At 43.6% G+C, this 23285-nt stretch carries 20 protein-coding genes, 2 tRNA genes and 1 other annotated feature (1 of these 23 cut by a window edge); of the genes, 14 read left to right on the forward strand and 8 right to left on the reverse strand.

Features of this window, described 5'->3' with window-relative positions; translation table 11 throughout:
- Nucleotides 1-133 precede the first annotated feature (133 nt).
- From RXV91_RS07445 to RXV91_RS07490, 10 genes are all read left to right on the forward strand, one after another.
- The gene (locus tag RXV91_RS07445) at nt 134-2929 is read left to right on the forward strand and encodes a family 78 glycoside hydrolase catalytic domain (RefSeq protein WP_316439359.1); all 2796 of its coding nucleotides are present in this window, start codon (nt 134-136) and stop codon (nt 2927-2929) included.
- Nucleotides 2922-4127 (forward strand): MFS transporter, encoded by a 1206-nt coding sequence (locus RXV91_RS07450; protein ID WP_316439360.1) that lies wholly within the window; start codon nt 2922-2924, stop codon nt 4125-4127. Before RXV91_RS07445 ends, RXV91_RS07450 begins: the two co-directional genes overlap by 8 nt.
- 12 nt (nt 4128-4139) lie before the next feature.
- Entirely contained in the window at nt 4140-5012 is an 873-nt protein-coding gene (locus tag RXV91_RS07455; RefSeq protein WP_316439361.1) for an alpha/beta hydrolase, read from the forward strand.
- Between the two features lie 455 nt (nt 5013-5467).
- Complete coding sequence (locus RXV91_RS07460; RefSeq protein ID WP_316439362.1) at nt 5468-6289, forward strand: HAD family hydrolase; 822 nt, start codon at nt 5468-5470, stop codon at nt 6287-6289.
- An 84-nt stretch (nt 6290-6373) separates the two neighbouring features.
- On the forward strand, nt 6374-7027 hold the full coding sequence (locus RXV91_RS07465) for a hypothetical protein (RefSeq protein WP_261977584.1): 654 nt from the start codon (nt 6374-6376) through the stop codon (nt 7025-7027).
- Between the two features lie 228 nt (nt 7028-7255).
- Nucleotides 7256-8590 carry a sensor histidine kinase gene (locus tag RXV91_RS07470; protein ID WP_396426755.1) on the forward strand — a complete coding sequence of 445 codons (1335 nt, stop codon included), beginning with the start codon at nt 7256-7258 and terminating at the stop codon, nt 8588-8590.
- 5 nt (nt 8591-8595) lie between these two features.
- Nucleotides 8596-9363: a response regulator transcription factor gene (locus tag RXV91_RS07475; protein ID WP_316439363.1), complete on the forward strand. Its 768-nt coding sequence runs from the start codon at nt 8596-8598 to the stop codon at nt 9361-9363.
- Between the two features lie 170 nt (nt 9364-9533).
- Entirely contained in the window at nt 9534-9872 is a 339-nt protein-coding gene (locus tag RXV91_RS07480) for a hypothetical protein (protein WP_316439364.1), read from the forward strand.
- A gap of 151 nt (nt 9873-10023) precedes the next feature.
- Nucleotides 10024-10395: a hypothetical protein gene (locus tag RXV91_RS07485; protein ID WP_316439365.1), complete on the forward strand. Its 372-nt coding sequence runs from the start codon at nt 10024-10026 to the stop codon at nt 10393-10395.
- A gap of 613 nt (nt 10396-11008) precedes the next feature.
- Entirely contained in the window at nt 11009-11695 is a 687-nt protein-coding gene (locus tag RXV91_RS07490; protein WP_316439366.1) for a type II CAAX endopeptidase family protein, read from the forward strand.
- Nucleotides 11696-11833: 138 nt separating this feature from the next.
- Here RXV91_RS07490 and RXV91_RS07495 read toward each other — a convergent pair whose 3' ends face one another.
- Both RXV91_RS07495 and RXV91_RS07500 read right to left on the reverse strand, forming a co-directional pair.
- Complete coding sequence (locus RXV91_RS07495) at nt 11834-12310, reverse strand: MarR family transcriptional regulator (RefSeq protein WP_316439367.1); 477 nt, start codon at nt 12308-12310, stop codon at nt 11834-11836.
- Nucleotides 12311-12426: 116 nt separating this feature from the next.
- Nucleotides 12427-12939, reverse strand: a complete 513-nt coding sequence (locus RXV91_RS07500; protein WP_316439368.1) for a hypothetical protein — start codon at nt 12937-12939, stop codon at nt 12427-12429.
- A gap of 114 nt (nt 12940-13053) precedes the next feature.
- On the opposite strand from RXV91_RS07500, the gene RXV91_RS07505 reads away from it, so the two are divergent.
- On the forward strand, nt 13054-13341 hold the full coding sequence (locus RXV91_RS07505; protein ID WP_021731342.1) for a hypothetical protein: 288 nt from the start codon (nt 13054-13056) through the stop codon (nt 13339-13341).
- 69 nt (nt 13342-13410) lie between these two features.
- A complete protein-coding gene (locus RXV91_RS07510; RefSeq protein ID WP_316439369.1) occupies nt 13411-15678 on the forward strand; it encodes an excinuclease ABC subunit UvrA in 2268 nt (755 codons plus the stop codon).
- A gap of 61 nt (nt 15679-15739) precedes the next feature.
- On the opposite strand, the gene RXV91_RS07515 is transcribed toward RXV91_RS07510, so the two are convergent.
- Nucleotides 15740-15812 (reverse strand) — tRNA-His (locus RXV91_RS07515).
- A gap of 157 nt (nt 15813-15969) precedes the next feature.
- On the opposite strand from RXV91_RS07515, the gene RXV91_RS07520 reads away from it, so the two are divergent.
- Nucleotides 15970-16053, forward strand: a tRNA-Leu gene (locus RXV91_RS07520).
- A gap of 192 nt (nt 16054-16245) precedes the next feature.
- Here RXV91_RS07520 and RXV91_RS07525 read toward each other — a convergent pair.
- Together RXV91_RS07525 and RXV91_RS07530 are read right to left on the reverse strand one after the other, a co-directional pair.
- Complete coding sequence (locus tag RXV91_RS07525; protein WP_316439370.1) at nt 16246-16671, reverse strand: hypothetical protein; 426 nt, start codon at nt 16669-16671, stop codon at nt 16246-16248.
- A 164-nt stretch (nt 16672-16835) separates the two neighbouring features.
- A complete protein-coding gene (locus RXV91_RS07530) occupies nt 16836-17849 on the reverse strand; it encodes a hypothetical protein (protein ID WP_316439371.1) in 1014 nt (337 codons plus the stop codon).
- Between the two features lie 105 nt (nt 17850-17954).
- Here RXV91_RS07530 and RXV91_RS07535 point away from each other — a divergent pair, with 105 nt between their 5' ends.
- Complete coding sequence (locus RXV91_RS07535) at nt 17955-18476, forward strand: GtrA family protein (protein ID WP_316439372.1); 522 nt, start codon at nt 17955-17957, stop codon at nt 18474-18476.
- A 114-nt stretch (nt 18477-18590) separates the two neighbouring features.
- On the opposite strand, the gene RXV91_RS07540 is transcribed toward RXV91_RS07535, so the two are convergent.
- The 3 genes from RXV91_RS07540 to metE all read right to left on the reverse strand — a co-directional run bounded on the left by RXV91_RS07540 (nt 18591) and on the right by metE (nt 23199).
- The gene (locus tag RXV91_RS07540) at nt 18591-18950 is read right to left on the reverse strand and encodes a YisL family protein (protein WP_316439373.1); all 360 of its coding nucleotides are present in this window, start codon (nt 18948-18950) and stop codon (nt 18591-18593) included.
- A gap of 72 nt (nt 18951-19022) precedes the next feature.
- The gene (locus RXV91_RS07545; RefSeq protein ID WP_316439374.1) at nt 19023-20879 is read right to left on the reverse strand and encodes a bifunctional homocysteine S-methyltransferase/methylenetetrahydrofolate reductase; all 1857 of its coding nucleotides are present in this window, start codon (nt 20877-20879) and stop codon (nt 19023-19025) included.
- A 13-nt stretch (nt 20880-20892) separates the two neighbouring features.
- Nucleotides 20893-23199: a 5-methyltetrahydropteroyltriglutamate--homocysteine S-methyltransferase gene (gene metE / locus RXV91_RS07550; protein ID WP_316439375.1), complete on the reverse strand. Its 2307-nt coding sequence runs from the start codon at nt 23197-23199 to the stop codon at nt 20893-20895.
- Nucleotides 23200-23261: 62 nt separating this feature from the next.
- Nucleotides 23262-23285 (reverse strand) — a binding site (T-box leader) (it continues 216 nt past the right edge of the window).

A 23285-nucleotide genomic window follows, 5' to 3' on the forward strand; every position in this document is an offset into this window, starting at 1 on the left:
AATTTAATAAAAAATAGCATTTATAGCTAAAATATTTAAATCGATTATAGCATAATACTAATTGTAAACGGTTACTAAGGAATTGATAAACGAGGTGTCCATTTTGAAATTTGAGCGTATTGAAATTAACCATATGGTAGAACCAATGGGCTATCAATTTCCTGAATTATTAATACAGGGATTTGTAAGCGGTTCAAATTATGACGATTTACAAAAAGACTTAGAAATAAAACAATTTACTAATATTATCTATCAGAGTGGGTGGCAGCGCGCCACAGATTTATGCTTTCAGTTAACTGATTTGAAATTGACTCCCAAAACACGTTACGTGGTTACCATGCGGTTAAAAGACGGTGCTGATCATCAGTGGCAAGTTGAGACCTGGTTTGAAACGGGGTTAATGACCCAACAACTTGCCGGCGAATGGATTGGTACCAGCCACTCAGATTTACACGGTATTGAATTGGTGAAACAATTCAATGTTCCACAAGGTGTTCAACAAGCCCGGCTATATGTAACCGGTTTGGGATTATATGAAGTGTATTTGGACGGCATGAAGGTGGGTTCTGAGTACTTAGCGCCAGGGTTTACAAATTACAGTTATTATACTCAATTGGCAACCCATGACGTTTCAGCCAGTTTGGCGACGGCGGGACAGCACGAATTAGTGGTCCGGTTAGCGGACGGTTGGTATCGTGGCAAACTCGGGCTGAACGAACGGGGCGGTATAGCCGCTAATTACGGAAATGCATTGATGACAAATGCCGAACTGGATTATCAAGGAATTGACGGTATTGCCCACCGCGTCATCACTGACCATACTTGGGTAGCACGCTTATCACCGGTAACCCACTCCGGACTTTATTATGGTGAAGATTACGATGTAACTCAGACGGATACCAAGGTCCCAGTTACAACCTTCGAGCAACCTAGCAAGTATGTAGTTGACCGCTTGAGTTTACCTATTACGACACATGAACGGTTGGCCGTTAAAAAGGTAATTCGAACCAATCATGGTGATACAGTGCTAGATTTTGGACAAAATTTTGCGGGGTGGGTCATTTTTAAAGATCGGTTGGTTAAGGGGACTAAGATTCAAATTGAATTTGGCGAGATCATGCAAAATAGTGAGTTTTACCGTGAAAACTTGCGTTCTGCCCGGGCAACCTTTACGTACGTCAGTGACGGTAAGGGGAACACAGTCCGACCTCATTTTACTTACTTTGGATTTCGTTATGCACGATTAGTTAACTTTAGTGAAGTTGATCCGGATGACTTTCAAGGAATTGCGCTGTACTCTGACATGCGAACGATTGGCGCAATAGAAACGGATCAACCGTTAGTTAATCGCTTTTTCAAAAATGTTCAGTGGGGACAAAAGAGCAACTTTATGGATGTGCCAACTGATTGTCCACAACGTGACGAACGGTTAGGTTGGACAGGTGATGCTCAGATTTTTGCGAAAACTGCCAGTTACAACATGGATACTTACCAGTTTTTTACAAAGTATAGTTTTGACATGGCCGTTGAACAAAGTCTTCACCAGGGTAAGGTCACACTATACGCACCCGCCGTTGGCCAGGATGACGGCGGTAAGGCCGTTTGGAGTGACGCCACGACCATTATTCCATGGACTATGTATGAGCGAACGGGAGATGCCATTATTTTAACCCAGCGATTTGGTGCAATGGCGTCTTGGGTTGATTGGATCCATGACCGGGCAACTAGTAAAGGACACCCGTTCTTATGGCTAGGTGATGATCAGTTAGGAGATTGGTTGGCGTTAGATACAGATGATATCATGCATTTAAAGGGACGTACTCCTGATGATCTGATAGCAAGTGCTTACTATTACTATTCGGCTAGTATTGTGGCTAAAGCAGCGACAGTCCTAGGAAAGCAACCGGAACAGGACTATTACCAAAACATGGCCGACAACGTTAAACAAGCATTCTTAAATGAATTTTTCACTAAAACAGGTCGATTTATTACGGATACCCAAACGGCGCTTGCACTCTGCTTAAATTTAGGGCTATTTCCGGAAAATCAAACAAAAAAAATGACGGCCCAGTTGATTCAGACCATTGAAAAAAATCAGAACCATTTAACGACTGGTTTCGTGGGTACGCCCCAGTTATTACCGGCGCTTTCTAGTAATCAGGCGCATGGGGTGGCGGTGGCACTTTTCTTAAATCAGGGGTTTCCAGGCTGGTTATACGAAGTTGCTCACGGTGCTACTACGATTTGGGAACGCTGGGACTCTGTTGAACCAGATGGCACAATTAATGATAATGGTATGAACTCACTCAATCACTATTCTGCGGGGGCTGTTATGCAGTGGGCCTATGAATACTTAGTTGGGATTCAACAGTCTGATGCAGGAAGAGTATTGACTATCAATCCGGGAATTACGCCAGAATTCAGACATGTTAATGGGCAAACTGAGATTAATAATGGTGTAGTCAAGGTTGATTGGCAATTATTAAATTCAGCGGGTAGTAAGGTTGAGATTCACACGACGATCCCGTTTGGAATCCAGGCCCGGTTACAGTTACCCCGAGCAACTGAGTATTTAATTAATGGTCAAAAATATCGAAACGGGGATTTACTCGCAGCGGGCGAGTACGTGTTTACCTACGTGCCAGCAACCCCATTTTTAGCTCAGTTTAGCGTTCATACTCAGCTAGAAAAATATTGTCAGGATGCTGACTTAACACGTCAACTTAGTAAGCTGGTGCCATTCTGGAGTTTCTTAGCCTTACCAGGAAACATGGAGAAATTTGAGAAATATTCATTGTTACAATTAAGCTCAGAAATGCGCGGTATCGGGTTTAAGCCATTTAATCAGCAAGATATTCAAACTATTAACCAAGTGTTTACGAATGCCGCTAGTCGGCACGTCCAAGAGGAGGAACAGCATCATGCGTAAAACATTCATGCGACTTTCATTATTATTACTATCGATTTTTACCGTAAGTGCGGGAGCCACCGCTGCCACAATTCCAATGATGATCCGAAGTTTTTCAAATATTAACCCCACGTTAATTGAACTTTTGATGACTGTACCATCATTAGGAATCATCATCTTTACACCACTTAGTAATTTCTTTGCTGATCGATTTGGCGTAAAAAACACTATTCTGACTGGGTTAGTGGTGATTTTGATTTCAGGAATCACACCAGCGTTAACTACGAACTTTAGTTTGATTTTTGCTTCCAGAATTGGAATTGGTATCGGTACTGGCCTATTAGCATCGTTTGCACAATCCTTAATTATTTTCTTGTACGACGGGGAAGAGCAGCAACACATGATGGGACTTTCCAGTGTTTTTCAAGGCTTAGGGATGTTTGTAATCACCTATTTTGCCGGAGTTTTAATGAATTTTAATTGGCAAACGGCTTACTGGGTCTATTTAATTGCGCTACCAATTGCCTTAATGGTTGCTTGGTTTATTCCCAAAGGTGTCGGTAAAGTCGAATCTAACCCTGCTGCAACAACTCAGAGTAACATTAACAGTAAACACGTCGATGGTAAAATTTGGGGACTGGCTGCATTTGCTTTTCTGTTCAACGTGACCTTTGCGTTTATTACAATTAAATTTGCGACTCTAGTTGTTTCCAGACATTACGGAACAGTGATGGACGCAAGTACCTTGTTGGGAATGATGTCCTTTGCAATGGCTGCGGGTGGATTTATCTTCATGTATATTCAGAAACACTGGAAAGCCTATTCGATGGCGATTGCACTAGGGTTTGCAACAATTGCATTTTTTATTTTAACCGTTTCACATTCACTAATCTTAAGTGGAATCGGGGTTATCTTTGTTGGTATCGCCGTGGCTGTTTTTATGGCCTCAATGGTAACTTCTGTGAGTTATTTAACTTCCGCCCAACAAGTTCCCTTTTCAACGTCAGTTGCTATTACTTGTGCTAACGTAGGTACGTTGGTCTCACCATACGTTGCTCAGATGATTAGTCAGCTATTTGGTAATCAAACGCCTAGCTTTACTTTCATGGTTGGGGCAGTTATTTTTCTTGTACTAACCATCTTGGCTAGTTTAATCGGGGTAAACTACGGTAAACTGGCATACACGCAATCCGCACCATTTAAACAAAAAGCAATTTAGGAGATATGAACTATGTTAAGTAAAGAAGCCCATGCAGCTATCGCCATTGCACAGACGATTAAACTACAACAAGCAGCACCATTAACGGCAGAAAACATTAAACAGGCGCGGATTGGCGCGGATAATGGCAATTCATACACGCTACCGGATAGTGTAACTTTAAAGATTGTTAAAACTGATAAAGTTAACGGTGAATTTTATTTATTGAATCAAAATCAACACCCTGAAACGGTTTTAATGTTTTTGCACGGTGGTGCGTACGCTACCGGAACGGTTAAATCTCGGCGTGAGCTGGCGATTAACTTAGGATTGAAGAGTGGGTACGATACTTTTTCAGTGGATTACCGGCAATATCCGGAAGCTAAGCACCCCGCCGCACAACATGATGTGGAACGGGCGTATCAATATTTACAAGAACGATATCAAAACGTGGTCCTGTTTGGCGAATCTGCCGGTGCAAGCTTAGCGCTAACGCTAACACTGGCGTTGCGGGATCAACAAAAGAAACTGCCAGCTAGAATAGTGGTATTTTCACCAGTCATTACGCAACTAAACTTATTGGCTTCCGAATTCTTAAATCAGGAGCGCGATCCAATGTTGTTAGGAGCGGGGAAACCGGTACCGTATTTTGATCACCCTGAAAGTACTTCACCCTTAGTTTCTCCAATTTACGGCGACTATATGAATTTTCCACCGATTATGATCAATTGTGGAACTGAGGAAGTGAAGTACGATGACGCGGTAATTCTAAATAAGTTATGTGAAGATGCACATGTTCCGGTCACGTTTAAGGCGTGGCGAGACCTGTTTCATGTATTTGTCCTATTCGATATGCCCGAAACCGAGGTTGCCTTAACGCAAATTGCTAGTTTTTTGCAGTTATAATTGAGTTACAGGTTGTGGCAGTAATATCCTGTAGTAATAAAAGATAATGTCAGCTTTTATTACAACGCTACAATACTCGTAGTTAATGGCGCATAATGCTTGTGAAGAAAATGGACAACGATCATGATGAAACTGTTACACGGCTTTTCCATGATTGTATACGTCAATGATAAATACCAACTGGACCTTCTAAACCATAAATTGATGTTGTTACTACCACGCTTTAACTAATGTTCAACTAAAGATTGAAAAAACACTATGCTTAGGGGCATAGAAGTTACCCGAAGTGGGACTCCTATGCCCCTATTATTTTATAATGGTAGTGAAGACAAAACCGTGGAAAATAACGTTTATAATAAAGCGGTTGCATTTCCGAACATCTTTCGCTAGAGTGGAATAGTAAACCTAAACTGACCAAGTTCTAGTAGGTCAAGCGGATGAGAGGGAACCTTAATATGTATAAAATGATTGTTTGTGACTTAGATGAAACCTTAATGAATGACGATGGTACGTTGTCAGAAAAAAACACGGCGGCGATTCAAGCCGCCGCTGCTAAGGGCGTTTACTTCGTGCCGAACTCTGGCCGCAGTTACACGTCGTTTCAAAATGATTTAGAGACGATGGGCTTGCGTGATCAACCGCACCAATATTCGATTTCTTATAATGGTGGCTTGATTTTAGAAAATAAAGATAACCGACCGATTGCGGTCAATGCGATGCCTCATGACGTTGCGAAGGGGGTTTTTGCAGCCGGCATTGCAAACAAGCAGGCGGCTACGCATGTGTATACGCAAGACGCGTTATATATCTATAATCCGATTTCAACGGATTCGGATTATCTTCAAAACCGTGGCGTTACGTTTACAACGATGACAACGCCTGACTTTGACCAATTCAAGGACCTGAATGTGATGAAGATTATTATGGCATTGCCAACGATGGCGGACCGCAAACAAATGCGGGCGGATGTTGAAGCCATCGTCGATCCTAGTAAACTGGCCGTAACTTACTCATCTGATCGGTACGTGGAGTTCAATCCAGCTGGAGTCGATAAGGGGAGCGCCGCGGTTCAATTGGGCCAACTGCTGGGAATTAGTGCGGATGAGATTATTGCAGCGGGCGACAATAGTAATGATTTACCAATGCTGAACGCGGTCGGGCTACCAGTGAGTGTTGCTAATGGTATCGATGCCGTCAAAGCAGCGGCAAAGTACGTGACGGTTGGCGATAATAATCATGATGCGTTGGCGGAAGTGATTAACAAATTTGTTTTATAGCACTATATTTATCATAAAAACAAAAGTCCAGGTTTGAATTCCGGCTTTTACAAGTGGTATCATGGTAATTGAAAATATGATAATATGAGAGCAATTATTGGTTACAAATTACCGAATGGGGGAACACGCATGAGTGCGATTCGCGACGATTTAGCTAAGGCGATTAAAAATAAACACCTGGTTGAGATTTATTCAAAGGGAACCAATGAACAGTTCAGTGTCGGTTACGTCATTCAGCAGGATGAAAAGTTTGTGCTGGTTAAGGCCGTTAACGTTGATGGTGAGCTTGATGGGTTAGTCGTTTTTCGTAAGGCATCGTTAGCCCGCGTGATTAGTGACACGGATTATTTGAAGAGCATGGCGACCATTATTACGTTAGCTAAACAACGTGGTTACTATGATATTTGGAATACCGAACGCTTGATGAATAAATTATTGAAGAAGCAACATAAAACTAAGCATTCGTTGTTAAAGACGTTGTTAATGCAAGCGTTCCATCATGATCAAGTCATCCAATTATCTGGACGAATTAAGAAGCACGGTGATAGTTACGCTGGCTTTATTCACAGTGAACATAAAAAGTATATTGAATTTAATTACGTGGATATGTTTGACCTTGAAAAGCGGCCACAAATTGCAATTCGCTATGCTGAAATTGATGAGGCCAGTTTTCATAGTTTCGAAACCTTTAATACAACTGCAGTTATCGAGAGTTTTATGCCCGGTGACTTTCACTAATAACAATCTTTGAGCGACGCCAATAATGAATGGGGGTCGCTTTTTTGTATTCGTGACTGTTGCGACGTGTTGCTATTTTTCAGGAGCCGAAAAATAGCATTAAAGCTGGCTTTTCTGATGTTTATGAGTCGTAGCAAGGAAGTCAGTGATTCAGTAAAGATTGTTAAGTTTTTACCGCGCAAATATACAAATCACATTTATTTCGCTACAATAGTAATATTGAGCATTATGCGGGGGAGGGGAGCAGTTATCGTTTACGTTTATTGGTATATCGCGGCTTTTGACCATTGGTATTCGGTTATGCTGATATTCTTATTACAGCTATTAATTAATCGTGAATTGCGCCAGAAGCGGGTGTATGTCAGTATTGCGGTGATGACCCTGTTCTTAACGGCAATCTACATGTTATATGACGATTATTCGGATATCGTTACGTTTATCGTGAATATGGGATTGTTGGCGTTTGTTCGCCGTAAAAAGTACTTTATCGTAACCAGTCTAACGGCCACATTAGCATACATTCTCTTTAGCTTTTTTGGTAATTATGCGACAGAATCCATTTTTCATCTACTCAATCTTGGCTTGAATGATTGGAGTGGCTGGCTGTTTGAAGTTATTGGTGAGTCGATCGTCACGGCATGCATGTTGGCCGTTGTGGTTAGTTTTAAAGTTTTGCAAAAACGTTATCCGCGTCAATTTAGTGACGCAGTGACACTGAATGTGATTGTCAGTGCGCTGGCGGTGGTAGCTGTTGCTTTCTTTACGATTACGGTGGCTGCAGATAATTATAATATTGGTTCCGGCTTCTTGGGTATTTTGATGTTGATTCTAGTTGCGATTTTAATGATCAATGCGGGTACCTTTATCTACCTGTTTTATAGTTATACTTTACGGGTTCAAAGTAATCGCCAAGCGCTAGAGCGCAAACAATATGATATTTATGTTAAGAACTTGGAAAATAGTTATCAGAATTTACGCAAGTTTCGCCATGACTATCAAAATATCTTGCTGTCATTGGGTGAATATATTCAGACGGCTGATGATCCTGAATTACAGTGTTACTTTGCCCAAGTTGTAACAAAATCAAAACAGAGTCTAAGCCGTGATTTTGGCCATTTTGATAATTTGGAACAAATTAAGGACAAATCGTTAAAGGCCATTGTTCAGAGTAAATTTTCAGCGGCGCGGCAAGCTGGTATTCAAGTGCGCTTAGAAGCGAATGATCCGATATCAGTCATCGCGATTGATCCGGTGACGCTGGCACGGGTCAGTGGTATTTTATTGGACAATGCCATTGAAGCCGTCAATGGTCAGAGTGGTGGTCAGATTACGGTGGCGGTCGTTAAATATCCTCGAATGGTTGAATTGATTTTTGCGAACTCGTTAACACAGCCCATTGAGCGGTTGGACGAATTAATGGTCGCAGGGCACACCTCTAAGGGCGCCGGCCATGGTCAAGGCTTGGCCACTGTCCGTGAATTGTTGGATCCACTGACTAATGTGACTTACGAGGTGAGTTCACGGCAACGATTTGAATTTATTATTAGTATTGAAAGTGAGTGAGCAGCGTGTTAAAGACCTTTGTTGTGGAAGATGATCCTGAGCAATTAGCAACATTGAAGCAAATTATTAAAAATCACATTATGATTAATGATTTCGATATGGAACTAACTTTGGCAACTGGTCAAGCACAAGAATTGCTGGATTATGTCGAGGCGAATACTAATGTCGAGGGCTTATACTTCCTAGATATTGAATATCCAGGTCAGGAATTGAACGGTTTGTCGCTTGCAACTCGGATTCGTGAAACGGATGTGAACGCCAAAATTGTTTTTGTATCGACCCACTCAGAGATGGCTTTTTTAACCTTTGAACGCCGAGTCGAACCATTAGACTTTATTGTTAAGGATCTTGGTCAGGAGACGGTTAAGGCTAAAGTTGAAACGGATATTCGAGTTGCTTATGAGCGATATACGAAGCAAGGCGTTACGAGTAAGGCAATGTTCTCTTATTCTAAGGGGGGCCAACTCTTTAACGTCCCATTGGAGCAAGTCTTGTTCATTGAGACTGGGACGAGTCGTAATAAGTTGGTGCTACACTTAATTGATCGGATTGTTCAGTATAACGGCAAGATTAGTGACGAGACGGTCGCACATCCCGAGTTATTTCGGGTCCACAAAAGTTTTTTAGTGAATCCGCAAATGCTAGTTCGAATTGATAAACAACAACAGCTGGGGTACTTTGAGAATGGCGAAGCAGTTGATATTGCGATTCGCAAAATGCATGACTTGGTGACATTGATCAAGCGTTCGGAATTGAGCGTCACTGTTAATTAATGTTCCAAGATAACTCTAATGTAACAAAATCGTCAAACTAATATGGATTTTAATGACGTTGGTGCAAGCTATTCAGAGCTTTGCACCTTTTTTGGTTTTTGCTGTCAATTTAAGATTATGCTAAGACTATCAAAAACACCAGTTATGGGGACTGGTTTGGAGGTGGGGTAATGAAGCAGTTTTGGTCATTAGTATTAATGATTCTGGCTGGTTGTCTCTTGATCTTTGGTTCGGAATATAGTCTTCAGGGGGATTATCATCGACACGTCAATCATCTGACCGTGTCGAAGGTCGTCTATCACCACAATGCCACCTCCGCAACGATTAGTGGGCGAACGAAACACGGTATTATTGTGACCTTAAGAAGTGGTAAGCATGTTCGACAGGTGATTTCAAATAAGCAGAGTGGTCAATTCTACGTTAAAATGCCAGTTAACAAGCGGGTGACGATCAAAGTCGTTGGGCTAAAACCCAAGGTGTTAACGGTACCAACTGGGACAAAGAGTTAGATTGGGATGAGCGGGCATTGCCGGCTCTTTTTTGATTTGAATTGTCAGCGGTACGGATTGCTAAAAAACGGTTAAGCTTCATGTTAAGTAGTAGGCGACTTCTGAATTTTAGCGTACAGTAAAATTCAGAAAGAAAAGGAGCAGTGGCTGTATGTTAGTGGTTGGCATTATTTTAGTGATTGGGATTGTGGGGACGTTTGTCTTGAGGTTTCGGTACCATTTTCGATTATCAATGGGGACGATTACTGAAACTGCATTTGCCTGTTCATTGTTGAATATCGGGGTGTTTTTACTGTTTATCTTGTTGGGGCAATTAACAGGACCAGTACTATTCTCAGAGCGAGCATATTTGCCAATTTATCGGTTATTACAAGGGGGCTTAATTCCAATTATTGGCATTGTTCTAGCAATCATGGGAATGGTTCGCGAAAAAGGGCTGATGAATTGGTGGTTATTGCACTTTAATATCCTATTTTTGATTTTTGATGTGCTATTGGTTTGGATGGGTGGTTACACGAGCTGAACAAGCGATAAAAGACGCCCGCCGGCACTTGTGCAATTGAGCGAGCTAGTTGTCAGTGGCATGAACCGCTGATATTTTTTGTGAACGTATTATTTTAGTAGTCATTGGAACTATTAGGATATTAATATAAAGCAAAGGTTAAACGGGCTATTTCAGCGCTGAACTAATGGAATTATAGATTAATAATTCCAATAGATGGTCAGTAAACAGGCAATGATCTGGCTTGATGGTGCGCTTTTAGAGCATTCTAAACAAAAAAATGACTCTACCGCCAGAAGCAGTAGGGCCAAAGAGTTAGGTTTAAGTACAATATGGGGGATTGTACTTGCTTGTCCATCCACTTTGGGGGAGTAAAATGGACAAGTGTATAACTATTAGGTACAAGTATATACTATTACATAATTGTGAAGAAAGTGTGAAGATTTATTCGAAATAGCCAAAATTATATTTTATTTTTTAAATGTATGATTGTTTTTCGATAATTTTTAATGAACAATACAGTTTTTATTAATAATATTTAAATTCAGATCAAATGAATATTGCCAATTACGACTTGCAATTACGTGTTTGATTACTGGGACTGCGGTAAAATTATGCCGAGAGGTGAAGTCCAATGGCGTTATTTGACCGTAGCTTGGGATGGCTTGCAAGAATTCTTATGATGACCGGCTTAGTGGTTGGTGTTGTCATCCCACCAATGTTACTTAGATTAATTAATCAATTGAATCAGCGTCCTAACACAACGACATGGCAAGTATTAGTGGTGATTAGTTATGTTCTTGTGTTTGTAATATTGGCCGTGACAGCTAATGCTTTGATGCGACATTACACTGGTGAGTATGAGTCGCAACCCTTAAAACGTCGTGATTGGGCAATCATTGTAGGCAGTTACGCCGCTATTTTGATTTTAGAAGGGATATTTCAACTGATCAATCAGATTATTTACCATCAAAGCCAAACTCAAAATAATATGGTCATTCACGATTTGATGGCCGGTAGTACGCTCTCGTTGTGGCTAATGGCATTCAGCGCAGTTTTTTTAACACCAATTACCGAAGAACTAGTTTTCCGCGGTGTCCTTACTAATTTGTTTTTTAAGCAAACTTGGCTAAAAATTTTGCTTAGTGGTCTGGTTTTTGGGGGGTTACACAGTAGTTCGACAGTACCTAGTTTTCTGATCTATGTGACAATGGGGCTGATATTAGCGATGGTTTACCGGCTGACTGGCAAGATCCGAGCAGCGATGATTCTTCATTTTATAATCAATGCGTTTGCGATGAGTATTTTGTTACTACACTGATAATTTTTGAATTAGATCGGTGACACCAAACTATAAGAGGTTTAATGACAATAACTGGTAATGATCGATTTGAATAGCAAAAAGGTCGGCGTTAATCGCCGACCTTTTTGACTATTTAACCTCAATAAGCGCAACTGATTAGAATGCTTCACCAGAATAGTCGATCTTTTTAGGATCGGCGTTTTTGATATGTTCAGAAGCAAAGTTAACTGTTTCACGAATTTGATTGTACGTTGATTCATCGAGGCCAAGTAAGTCCATGCAAGAATTAACATGAGCGAAAATCTCTGGCTTGGCATCAACAGCCTTTTGTGACAATGAAATATTAACTTGCCGTTCATCATCCGTATCACGTTTGCGTTCGACCCAGCCTTGCGTCTGCATCCGTTTGAGTAGCGGTGTTAAGGTGCCGCTGTCAAGGTTGACGTGTGATCCAAGTTCGCGGACCGTCATCGGACTCTTTTCCCACAGTGCCAATAAGGTAATGTATTGGGGATAAGTCAGCTTAAAGGGTGCTAATGCTTCGGAATAAAAGTGATTATAACGTTTGCTGGCGGTGTAGAGCGCAAAACAAAGCTGTTCGTCTAGCAAAATGTTTTTTGTTGGGGTTGCCATCAAACCGCCTCCTTTACTATCTATTTTAGTACATTGTACGCAATTAATTCGCCAAATGCAATTAATATTACGCAAATACATCATTTTCAAACAATTTAATTATAAGTGATGATTAATTAACCAACCTTGTTAAGGGCTTGTGGTTGGAGGGCCTGCAGAAATAAGGTGGCCAGTGCACGTTGATTGATCGCCAACTGGTGATTGTCCGTGAAGGCGTAGAGCGGAATCTGGGTAGGTAGACTCTGAGCGTAATGGCCGGTGACCGGCACCGAGTAGGTAGCTTGGACTTTCTTATGAGCAAAGCCGTGGGAGGCCTGTGGTGTGGTTTTGATGGTTAATGAGGCCAAGACGTGATAACCACCCGGAACTAAATGACGTGCGTGTTGAACGTGCACGCCGTGTAATCGTGAGCGTAGCTGTAGACCAGTCGTGGTCGTCAATTGTAAAGCCTGCTTGAGTTCCAGCAGATAGCTTTGTTGACTATTAATATTCTTCAGCCGAATCTTAAAATGGCCGAAGGGGATGGCACGGTCCTGATGCTGGACGGCTAAGCTATGTTGTTCAACCCGAAGCTTAGGTTTGACGGGCTCAAAAGTATATTTTTGTAAAAGTTGTGTTGCAGTTTTCAAATTCTCACTCCCCATGCTTAACTTAGTCCTTTAAAAACTGTTGGTCAAATAATTGGTTACATTTGCTAGTCATGACCTTTTCAAGTAAAATTATAATGATAGGGGGTTGGGATAATGTTTATGACAACCGGTGATTTACAACGCTCGCACATGATTAAAGGCGTTGTCTCCGTTACCAAGCACTTGATGTTTGAATCTGATGGAATCGATCAATTTGAGCGGTTCGATGATTTAATTGAACAAGTCAAACCATTACTGTTGGAAAAGGCGGAAGCCCAAGGTGGTGACGGATTGATCTATGTGAACTTTAATACCGAAGTGGCTCAAATGAGTGTGGCACCTCGATTTTTAGTGGTGACAGGCTATGGGACCGTCGTCAAGCTCGTTGATGAATCTGTTTAGGCCTCAGGATCTGAATTTTCAGGTCCTTTTTTTGACGTTATAGAACCGTTGGGTAGAAAGGAAGGTTGGATGACAAGTCATTCATTTACTAAGGGTGCCATTGAAGTTTTCGATGCAACTCAAAACAACTTAAAACATGTTAGTTTACAAGTACCTAAGTATGCGACGACGGTATTTGTCGGTTTATCTGGTTCTGGAAAATCGTCACTGGTTTTTGACACGATTGCCGCGGCATCACGTCGGGAACTAAATGAAACGTTTCCCAGTTTTACGCAACAGTATTTACCGAAGTATGGGCAGCCACACGTCGGTCATATTGAACACTTACCAGTTGCCATTGTGATCGCACAGCAACGACTGGGCAAAAATGCCCGCTCGACTTTGGCAACCTACACGGGAATCTACTCCTTGTTACGACTGTTGTTTTCACGGGTCGGGCAGCCGTTTATTGGGTATTCGGATACTTTCTCGTTCAACTTGCCACAAGGAATGTGCCCAACTTGTCAAGGATTAGGCTACGTTGATGATATTGATGAGCAACAATTGATCGACCCAGAGAAGTCATTAAATGAAGGTGCCATTACGTTTGTGAGTTTTGCACCGGATACGTGGCGTTGGCGACGTTATGCGACCAGTGGTTTGTTCGACAATGATAAACCTATTAAGGATTATACGGCCGCCGACTATGACCTGTTGATGCACGCGCCACAACAGAAGCTAGCACATCCTGGGGACGGGTTTCCCCGAACGGCATTGTACGAAGGCGTGGTTCCGCGGATTCAACGGTCGATCATTGGTAAGAAGGAAGCAGAACATCATCGTGATGCGATTGCGGCGATTGTGACACGTAAACCGTGCCCAACGTGCGGTGGTACTCGGCTTAAGCCAGTGGTGCTAACCAATCATATTAACGGGGTCAATATTGCTCAGGTGACGGCCATGGATTTGAAACACGTTTTAGCATTTCTGCAAGGAATCAACGCGCCGTTAGCCCAAGACATCGTGCGGGAACTGACGACTAAGATTCAGTCATTGGTCGATATTGGCCTAGGCTATTTGACGTTGGACCGTGGCACTAGTTCGTTATCTGGCGGTGAGGCGCAGCGAATTAAGATTGCCAAGTATTTAACCAGCGCCTTGGTTGATATGGTTTATATTTTAGATGAGCCAAGTGTTGGATTGCACCCACACGATATTCAGCTGATCAAGCAAGCATTGACGAAGTTGAAGGATAAAGGGAACACAATTCTGATTGTTGAACACAATCCGGCCATGTTTACGTTAGCTGATTACGTTGTCGAAATGGGCCCCGCGGCTGGTCGGACTGGTGGTCAGGTGACATTTACTGGTACTTATGACGAGCTATTAGCTTCTGATACACTAACAGGTCGATGGCTACGTCAGCCGCATGTTTGGAGGTCGGAGCGACCTGTTAAAACTGTGCTAGCGTTGCGACATATTAACGAAAATAATCTGCATGATGTTAGTGTGGACGTACCTCTTGGGGTGATGACAGTTGTTTCGGGTGTGGCCGGGTCAGGGAAGAGCTCCTTGATTACTGCGCTAAAACAACAATTAAAGACGGCTTATATTGATCTGGCCCAGACGCCCGTGGGCTTGAATATTCGCTCAACACCGGCGACTTATTTAGGGGTGCTAGACCAAATCCGACAACTATTCGCGAAAGCCAATGGCGTGGCAACTAGTTGGTTCAGCTATAATGGTAAGGGCGCATGTCCGCGTTGTAAGGGCAAAGGCGTGACCATCACGAATATGGCCTTTATGGATCCCGTTGTGCAGACATGTGAATTGTGTCATGGGCTGCGGTATAATGAAACGGCGCTCAGTTATGCCTATCAAGGTAAGACGATTGCCGACGTCCTCCAGCTGTCAGTCACCGCGGCGTTAGCCTTCTTTGCCGTGGTGGATAAAGTGGCCCGGCCACTGACTAATCTAGATCGGGTCGGGTTAGGTTACTTGACATTGGCACAACCATTGACGACCTTGTCGGGTGGCGAGCTGCAACGATTGAAATTAGCTGTGGAATTAGGTAAGCAGGGAACGGTATACTTGTTAGATGAACCGACTGCCGGCCTGCATTTGCAAGACACACAACGTTTGTTAAAATTATTTGATGCCTTAGTGGCCGCTGGTAATTCGTTGATTATTATTGAGCATAATCTGGCAGTAATTAGTCAGGCCGATTGGCTGATTGATGTGGGGCCTGATGCTGGTCAGTATGGCGGCCGAATTCAATATAGTGGGACGCCCCGTGAGTCTGTCAATGTCGCGACTTCTCGAACCGGTGCCGCGCTGAAAACTTGGTTAGACGCTTAAGGGACAGCTGAAAGTGAATAAATAAAAAAGCACGTGCAATTTGCACGTGCTTTTTTAGAAGGGCGGTAGGTGGGAATCGAACCCACGCGTGCCGGAGCCACAATCCGGTGCGTTAACCACTTCGCCACTACCGCCATCACGTTAACTTTTCGTCAACATATTTAGTATACACTAAAATCAGGAGTTGCATAGGACTTTTACTGATTTAGAGAAAAAAACTGCATAAATATAGAAAAAGGTTTATTTTTATGTTGCTTTTCGCTATAATTAATAATGTTGTTAAACGCAACTGCCCCAGTGGCGGAACTGGCAGACGCGCAGCGTTCAGGTCGCTGTATTGGAAACAATGTACAGGTTCGAATCCTGCCTGGGGCATAAGGGATATATCGGGAAACTTAGAAGTACGGCAAACTAATGGTTGTCGTACTTCTTTTGTTTTATCTATTTTTGAATTACATATAAATGGGCATTGGTTGTGGGACATTTTTTATAAAAAATCACCCCCTAAAAGTATGTTTAGTAACATTACTTTTGGGAGTGATTGGTATGTGACAACTTGTCAGTTAATTAATTCGCTTGTTTGGTTGTAATGCTACCATCTAAATAAACAAAGTAACTATTCAAATAATGACCGCGACCACCGTTAGTCGTTTTCTGATAGGTATCGACTTGATAGTAGTGATGCCCATATGCATCCTGATTCGCAGTTGGAATGACACCAAACGTCTGCTGTTTAGGCTTGTTAAGGACCTGATCCACGGCCGCCACGGCGCTAGTTGCGCTGGTGATATGATCGTCAGTTGCCTGATAGTGGTCACCCGACTGTTTCTTGGCGCTGGCATCTGCGGCCTGATTGGCACGACTGGTCTGTTCTGCCCGATTAGCTGCTGCGACTGAATTTGCCTGTTTGGTTGAGATATTCGGTTCAGCGTTAGAGGTGCAGCCGGCTAAAAATAGTAGCGAACAGAGACTGATTATAATTGCCCGGTTCACGTTTCGGCCTCCTTATTTTGTTTGTTCTTGGGATAAGCTCGGATAGGGGGTCTGCCGAATAACGTTCAAATCGACGACGGTCATCACACCGATTGATAAAAGTAACAATACCGCTAAGATTAATTTTTTCATTAAAATAACCTCACTTGATAATCTTGATACACCTATTTCCAATTTGGAACCCAGATGACGCGGTCAATCTGCTCTGGAATAACGGTAATCTTGGAACCAGTCTGTGGTCCAGCTTGAATATCAATGACGTATGAGACCGGTCCGGCATCGACTTCAACAATCGAGCCTCGTTGACCGTCGACCGTATTGACTAAACTATAGAGTGGGATCTCGTCGTTGCTGATTTCCATTTCATATAATGTAAATTGCAAGAAGTAGGACTTCTGACCAGTTTTTATTTTTAATGGGGTATCAATGGCACCATAGTCGGGCAGGGCCCGATTCTGGGCATTTGGATCATTCATATACTGCATTTCGTCAACGGCATCAATAGCCATCTTCCATTCACCACCGGTTAAGTTCGTTTTGGAGGAAAGCGTCATAACTGAATTGGCATAAATGTCGATCACGTTGAAGGCTTCGTCGACCTGCTTCTTTGGCAGATAACCAATTGTATAACCGTGCTCAGCAACTTTTAATTCAACCCGCACTGATCGCTGAGGGCCATCGACCTCTTCGACCAACTGAATTTCACCGATATTGGCATTGGCGTCCACCCGGTATTTTTTCGCGTAGAGATAATCCGCTTTAAGGCCAGAATCATTATAACCACCATATGGTTTAAAGTAGCCTCGAGCACTGGCATCGGCCAAAGCAGCTTCAAATTCTTTTTGGTAGTAATCTAGCCCAATGACGTAAGAACGGAAAATCGCCCGTGAATTGGCATTGATTCGCCGCGTTTGTGGCACGGCCACGGGATGGGGGACGGCTTGATTAAGTCGGTTACGAAAACCGTTATTTTGAGTCTGCAACTTGGTAATCTGACGATCTTGTTCCTGATTAGTTAATGTCTGGTGGACAAGCCGCTGCCGAATCGATTTTAACAACGCGGCCTGTTCGTTCGCCGCCTGGTTGACATGGTGGAGATGGACTAACACCGCAATTAAGATGATGATTAAAATTAGACAGGCTAGGACTAGCCCGGCAACAAATAAATAAGTTCTCATAAATAATTCACTCCAAAAAGAATTGCAGATTAGTTTAAGTATAAGCGACCAGCTCATTAAGCGCCAATTTAACGGCTGTGCTTGTCAGGTAGCCGATAACAAGGTATGATATTGCTATTGTATAATATTTTCGAGTCAGAAGAAACGGTGGCGAACGGCGTGCAGTGGTTGATTAAAATCTACCATCAATATCAATATTTTTGGAAATACGCACTGTTTGGCTTTATGGCCGCGTTAGTGAATGTTTTGGTATTCTGGGTACTTCATTCAGTTTTGGCGGAACACTATTTATTTTCCAATACAATTGCTTGGGTGTTAGCAACTTTGTTTAGTTTTTTTACCAACAAAGCGGTGGTCTTTCAATCTAAGTCCCAAGACTTTGGGCACTGGTGTCGAGAGTTCATTAGCTTTATGCTGACCCGGGGATTATCGTATTTTTTCGATACTTTTCTCATGTTCGTCGGCATTTCGCTGTTATTTTGGGCACCGCTACTGGTTAAAATCATTGACCAAGTTCTTGTGGGCCTATTTAACTACGGGACATCGCGATTAATTTTTATGGAAAGTAATCAAAAAATGCGGATGCGCCAACAAATCATGAAACGATTGAGTGATCACAATAGTTAATGATAGTAAGGACGGCAAGTAGTCAGTTATCAAGGCTGCTTGCCTTTTTAATATGCAGTTAATCACGTTCACCAGTAATCAACAATTTCGATACCAGCAGGGCCGATAAGAATTTTAGATCCAACTACCAGTCAGTTGCCAGTGCAAACCGATACCGCAAATGATGGTCAATAAAGTTCCGCAAATTAGTAAGGTGAGCAGGCCGTGGTTCAAGTGGCTTTCTTGCTTACGCGCAAAGGCGACTTCGATTAAACCGATGGTACCTAGTCCTAGAATTGCTTTGAGAAGTGTCAACCACCAGTTGCCAGATAACGTTCTGATAGCTAGTGCCACACCCGTTATGATGATCAGTAAGTATCCTAAACGACTAAGAATCAAAAAGCGGTTAGCTGATTTGACCGAGTGACGACTGAGACCAATCGTAATCGTCAGCATGAGCCAGAGCCAACCAATAATGTGTCCTAATAAGTACATGACAAAACCGCCTCCACATTTACAATTCATGTCTAATTTTAGCATGAAAGTAGGTGTTGGCGGCGGTTTCTTTTATTGTACTTTAATTAAGTTTTTCTGTTGGATGTAATCGACTAATTCAATGACCGTTTTAAAGCGGTTAAACGGTGTGACGATGTGAACGCCGTTGAAGCGCGCACAGATACCATCAATCAATTCCTTTGCAATAGCAATGCCCACTGCCCGTTCGGTTCCGGTCTGTTCGGCTTCTGCCATGCGCTCCAAGATAGGTTCTGGAATCCGAATGCCATGGACTTCATGGTGCAGGAATTCAGCATTACGCCGTGAGACGAGTGGCATAACACCAACGAACACTGGCACATTCACGTGATTAGCCGCTAGAGCATCTGCCAAAGCGTCAACGTTTGCCAGATCATACACGGGTTGGGTGATAATGTAGTCACAACCATAACTTAACTTCCGACTGATCGACTTGGTCGATATTGAAGTGCGATAAGCATTAGGATTAAAGGCGCCTGCGACCCGAAAGTCACTGGCTTCTTTAAGCGATTTACCTGTGGGTCCAATGCCGCTATTGAATTGCTTGATCAACTTCATCAGTTCAACGGAGCGCACATCGCTGACCGAAGTGGCTCCCGGAAAATCACCGAGCTTAGCCGGATCACCCGTGATTGCTAAGATGTCCTCAATACCGAGACTGTGCAAGCCCATAATTTCTGATTGTAGACCAATTAAATTATGATCGCGGGTCGTCAAGTGCACGATTGGCGTGATGCCGTAGTTCAACTTGAGCTGCGCCGCAATCGTCGTATTAGCAATCCGGACCGTTGCTAACGAATTGTCAGACAGTGTAATGCCATCGACACCAGCGGCTTTTAACCGTTCAGCACCCCGGAAAAATTTAGTCGTATCAAAATCGCGGGGGGGATCGAGTTCGACTAACGCCGTTTTTTGGGTCGCAACTTTTTGCAGAAACCGGTGCTGACTCTTTGTCGTGACGAGCGTTGGTGGCTGTAGTTTTGTAGCCGGCTGGTCATGAGCAACGATGCTGCGATTACTTAGACCGCGGACAGTTGCGCTGGTATGCAAAGGTGTGGTCCCACAGCAACCGCCAATAATGTTCAAACTGAGCTGACGAAAGCGTTCAGCGTATTCTTCGAAGTAGCTTGGTTCACCATCGTAGACCACCGCACCGTCCTGATCAGTGCCAGGTAAGCCAGCGTTTGGGTAAACAGCTAGTTTGACGTTAGCTGGAATTGCCAAGTTTTCAAATGACTGGGCTAAATAGTAAGGTCCCAGGCGACAGTTTGTGCCGATTACGTCGGCGCCGGCAGCGTTGAGTTGGACGATGGCATCAGTGAAGCTCGTACCGTTTCGTAAGACACCGGGGGCCAACATTGAAACATTCGTGATGACGGGCAAGTCAGTATGGGCCTTCACGATTTTTAACGCGGCGAGTAGTTCTGGCAAATCATAATATGTTTCGAGCAAGATGCCATCTAACTGGTTGGTGGCTAGAAGAGCGGTAAGTTGTTCAGTCACGCTGGCAGCAATCGTTGCTGGTGTCGCCCGTTGAACAGTTGCATCGGTATCGCCGGCTAGTCCACCAATCGTTCCCAGAATGTAAACGGGGTGATCCGCGTGTTCCCGTGCAGTCGCTGCAATTTTCACAGCGGCCTGATTGATGGTGGTGACTTGGTCTTGTAAATCATACCGGGTCAACTTTAGGCGGTTCGCAGCGTAGGTGTTGGTTTGAATAATATCGGCACCAGCCCGAATGTACGATCGGTGAACGCGTAAAATCGTGTCGGGATGCGTCAAATTCAGGTTTTCAAAAGCCGAATTGATGCCATAGTTACCATATAAAAGGGTGCCCATTGCGCCATCGGCAACGAGGACCCGTTGCTGGAGTGCTTGTTTAAACTTCATTCAAGCCACCTCCTTAGTGGATGCTAGTGGTTAGTTGGGCCTGGATCGCGTTGCGCGCAGCAATCATGTTCTTTAAGGCTGCTAGGGTTTCTGATTCTTGGCGGGTTTTGAGACCACAGTCAGGATTGATCCAGAATTGCCGGGCGTCGATAACGCGTAGTGCGCGTTGGATGTTGGCTTCAATTTCCGCAACACTCGGTACGCGTGGACTGTGAATGTCATAGACCCCCAGACCGATTTCTTGATCATATCCGGTTTGTTCAAAGGCACTAATGATTTCACCATGGCTACGAGACGTTTCAATCGAAATGACATCTGCATCCAGAGCTTTGATGGTATCGATGATATCGGCAAAGTTAGAGTAGCACATATGGGTATGAATCTGAGTGTCGTTTTGCACGCCGGTCGTGGTGATCTTAAATGAGTACACTGCTTCATCCAAATAGGCTTGCCAATGGCGCTGCTTGAGTGGCAAACCTTCCCTAAGTGCTGGTTCATCAACTTGAATAATCTTAATACCAGCTTTTTCCAAGTTTTGAACTTCTTGCCGGAGGGCCAAAGCAATCTGATTTTGAACCTGCGCCCTAGGGATATCGTCGCGAACAAAACTCCAGTTGATAATGGTCAGCGGTGCTGTCAACATGCCTTTAACCGGCTGGTCGGTTAGACTTTGTGCGTAAACGGACTCAGCAACGGTGATTGGTTCCGTGTAGGCGACATCCCCAAAGATAACGGGTGGCCGGACGCCTCGTGAACCGTATGATTGGACCCAACCATTTTGGGTCGCATAGAAGCCAGTCAGTTTTTGACCAAAGTATTCGACCATGTCAGTGCGTTCAAATTCACCGTGAACCAGGACGTCGAGGCCGAGGTCTTCTTGTAGCTTGATCCATCGTTTGGTTTCAGCATGCAGGAATGCCTGGTAGTCGGCGTCGGTTAAATTACCCTTGCGCCATGCTGCTCGTTTTGCTCGGACTTGCGCACTTTGCGGAAAGCTCCCAATCGTTGTTGTTGGCAGGAGGGGTAGGTGTAATCGGTCGTGTTGTAACTTAATCCGGGTCGCAAATGGTGCCTGGCGTTCGAATTTTTGATTACTCAGTTGCGCTTCAGCGGCGCGAACCGACTGGTTGTTGCGGTGACTGGACTGGTTGAGGGCGGTCAAGTTGGCCTGATTATGGTCAAACACTGTTTGAACAGCGGCAACCCCCTGATTGGCTGCCACGGTTAAGGTATGCAATTCTGCCAATTTCTGGTCCGCAAAGGCCAGACCGCCTAGTAAGACGGGGTCAGCCTTGGTTTCATTTTTGGTGGTAATGGGAACGTGTAATAATGAGTTGGCCGGTTGGAGCCATAACTGATCATCGGTCACGATTTGCCGTAACTGTTGAACTAATGCAAGTTTTGCTTGTAGATCACTAGCCCAGACGTTATGGCCATCAATAATGCCAGCTGCGAGAATTTTGTCGGTTGGGAAGCCGTGGTCGACCAAGTGCGCCAGGTTTTCACCATGGTCGTGTACTAGGTCTAGTCCAAGTGCTTGGATTGGCCAGGTCACGATTTGGTCGTACTGATCAAGACTGTCGAAATAAGTTTGGAGTTCGATTTTTAAGGATGGGACAGCCGCATGCAAATGTTCAAGTGCAGTCTGATAAGGTGCGAGTTCCGCAACCGTCGATGTTTTGACTAGGGTCGGTTCATCCAATTGAATCCATTTTGCGCCAGCTGTCGCTAATTCTTCAAACACTTGTTGGTAAAGCGGTAATAACCGCGGTAATAGTTCGTTGACGGCGGCGTCATTCAAGTACTGTCCGTGACGTTTACCCAATTTAAGGAAAGAGATGGGACCCAGAATGACTGGTTTACCATCAATGCCAAGTTCTTGCTTAGCTTCTTGGTAGTAGCGTAGCCAGCGATTATCTAATAACTTAAAGGACACGTCATCGAATTCAGGAACAATGTAGTGATAGTTGATATTGAACCACTTTGTCATTTCGGCCGCCACGGCGGTATCAGTCCCACGGGCAATTGCATAGTAGTCGGGTAAGTCCAACTGGTGATCAAAGTGACCAAAGCGACTTGGAATCGCGTTGAATGCGACTAGTGTATCTAAAACGTGATCGTAATCCGAATTGTCAGCGACCGGAATATAGTCCACTCCCAGGTCGCGTTGCTTTTTCAAGTTAGCTAGGCGTAATTTTTTAGCAGTGGCGTGAAAGGTCACGTTGTCTAATTGTCCTTTCCAAAAGTGTTCCAATAAGTGCTTCCATTCACGATGTTCACCTAAACGTGGATATCCCAAGTTACTATTAATAATTGTCATTAAAACCCACTCCTTATATTTAGCAAATTATTTTAAACGAAAAAACGGCAACCTCATCCTGATTAAAGGACGAAGTTGCCGTTCGC

Origin of the sequence: Lactiplantibacillus sp. DA1, assembly GCF_032681335.1 — a bacterium.
Lineage (GTDB): Bacteria > Bacillota > Bacilli > Lactobacillales > Lactobacillaceae > Lactiplantibacillus.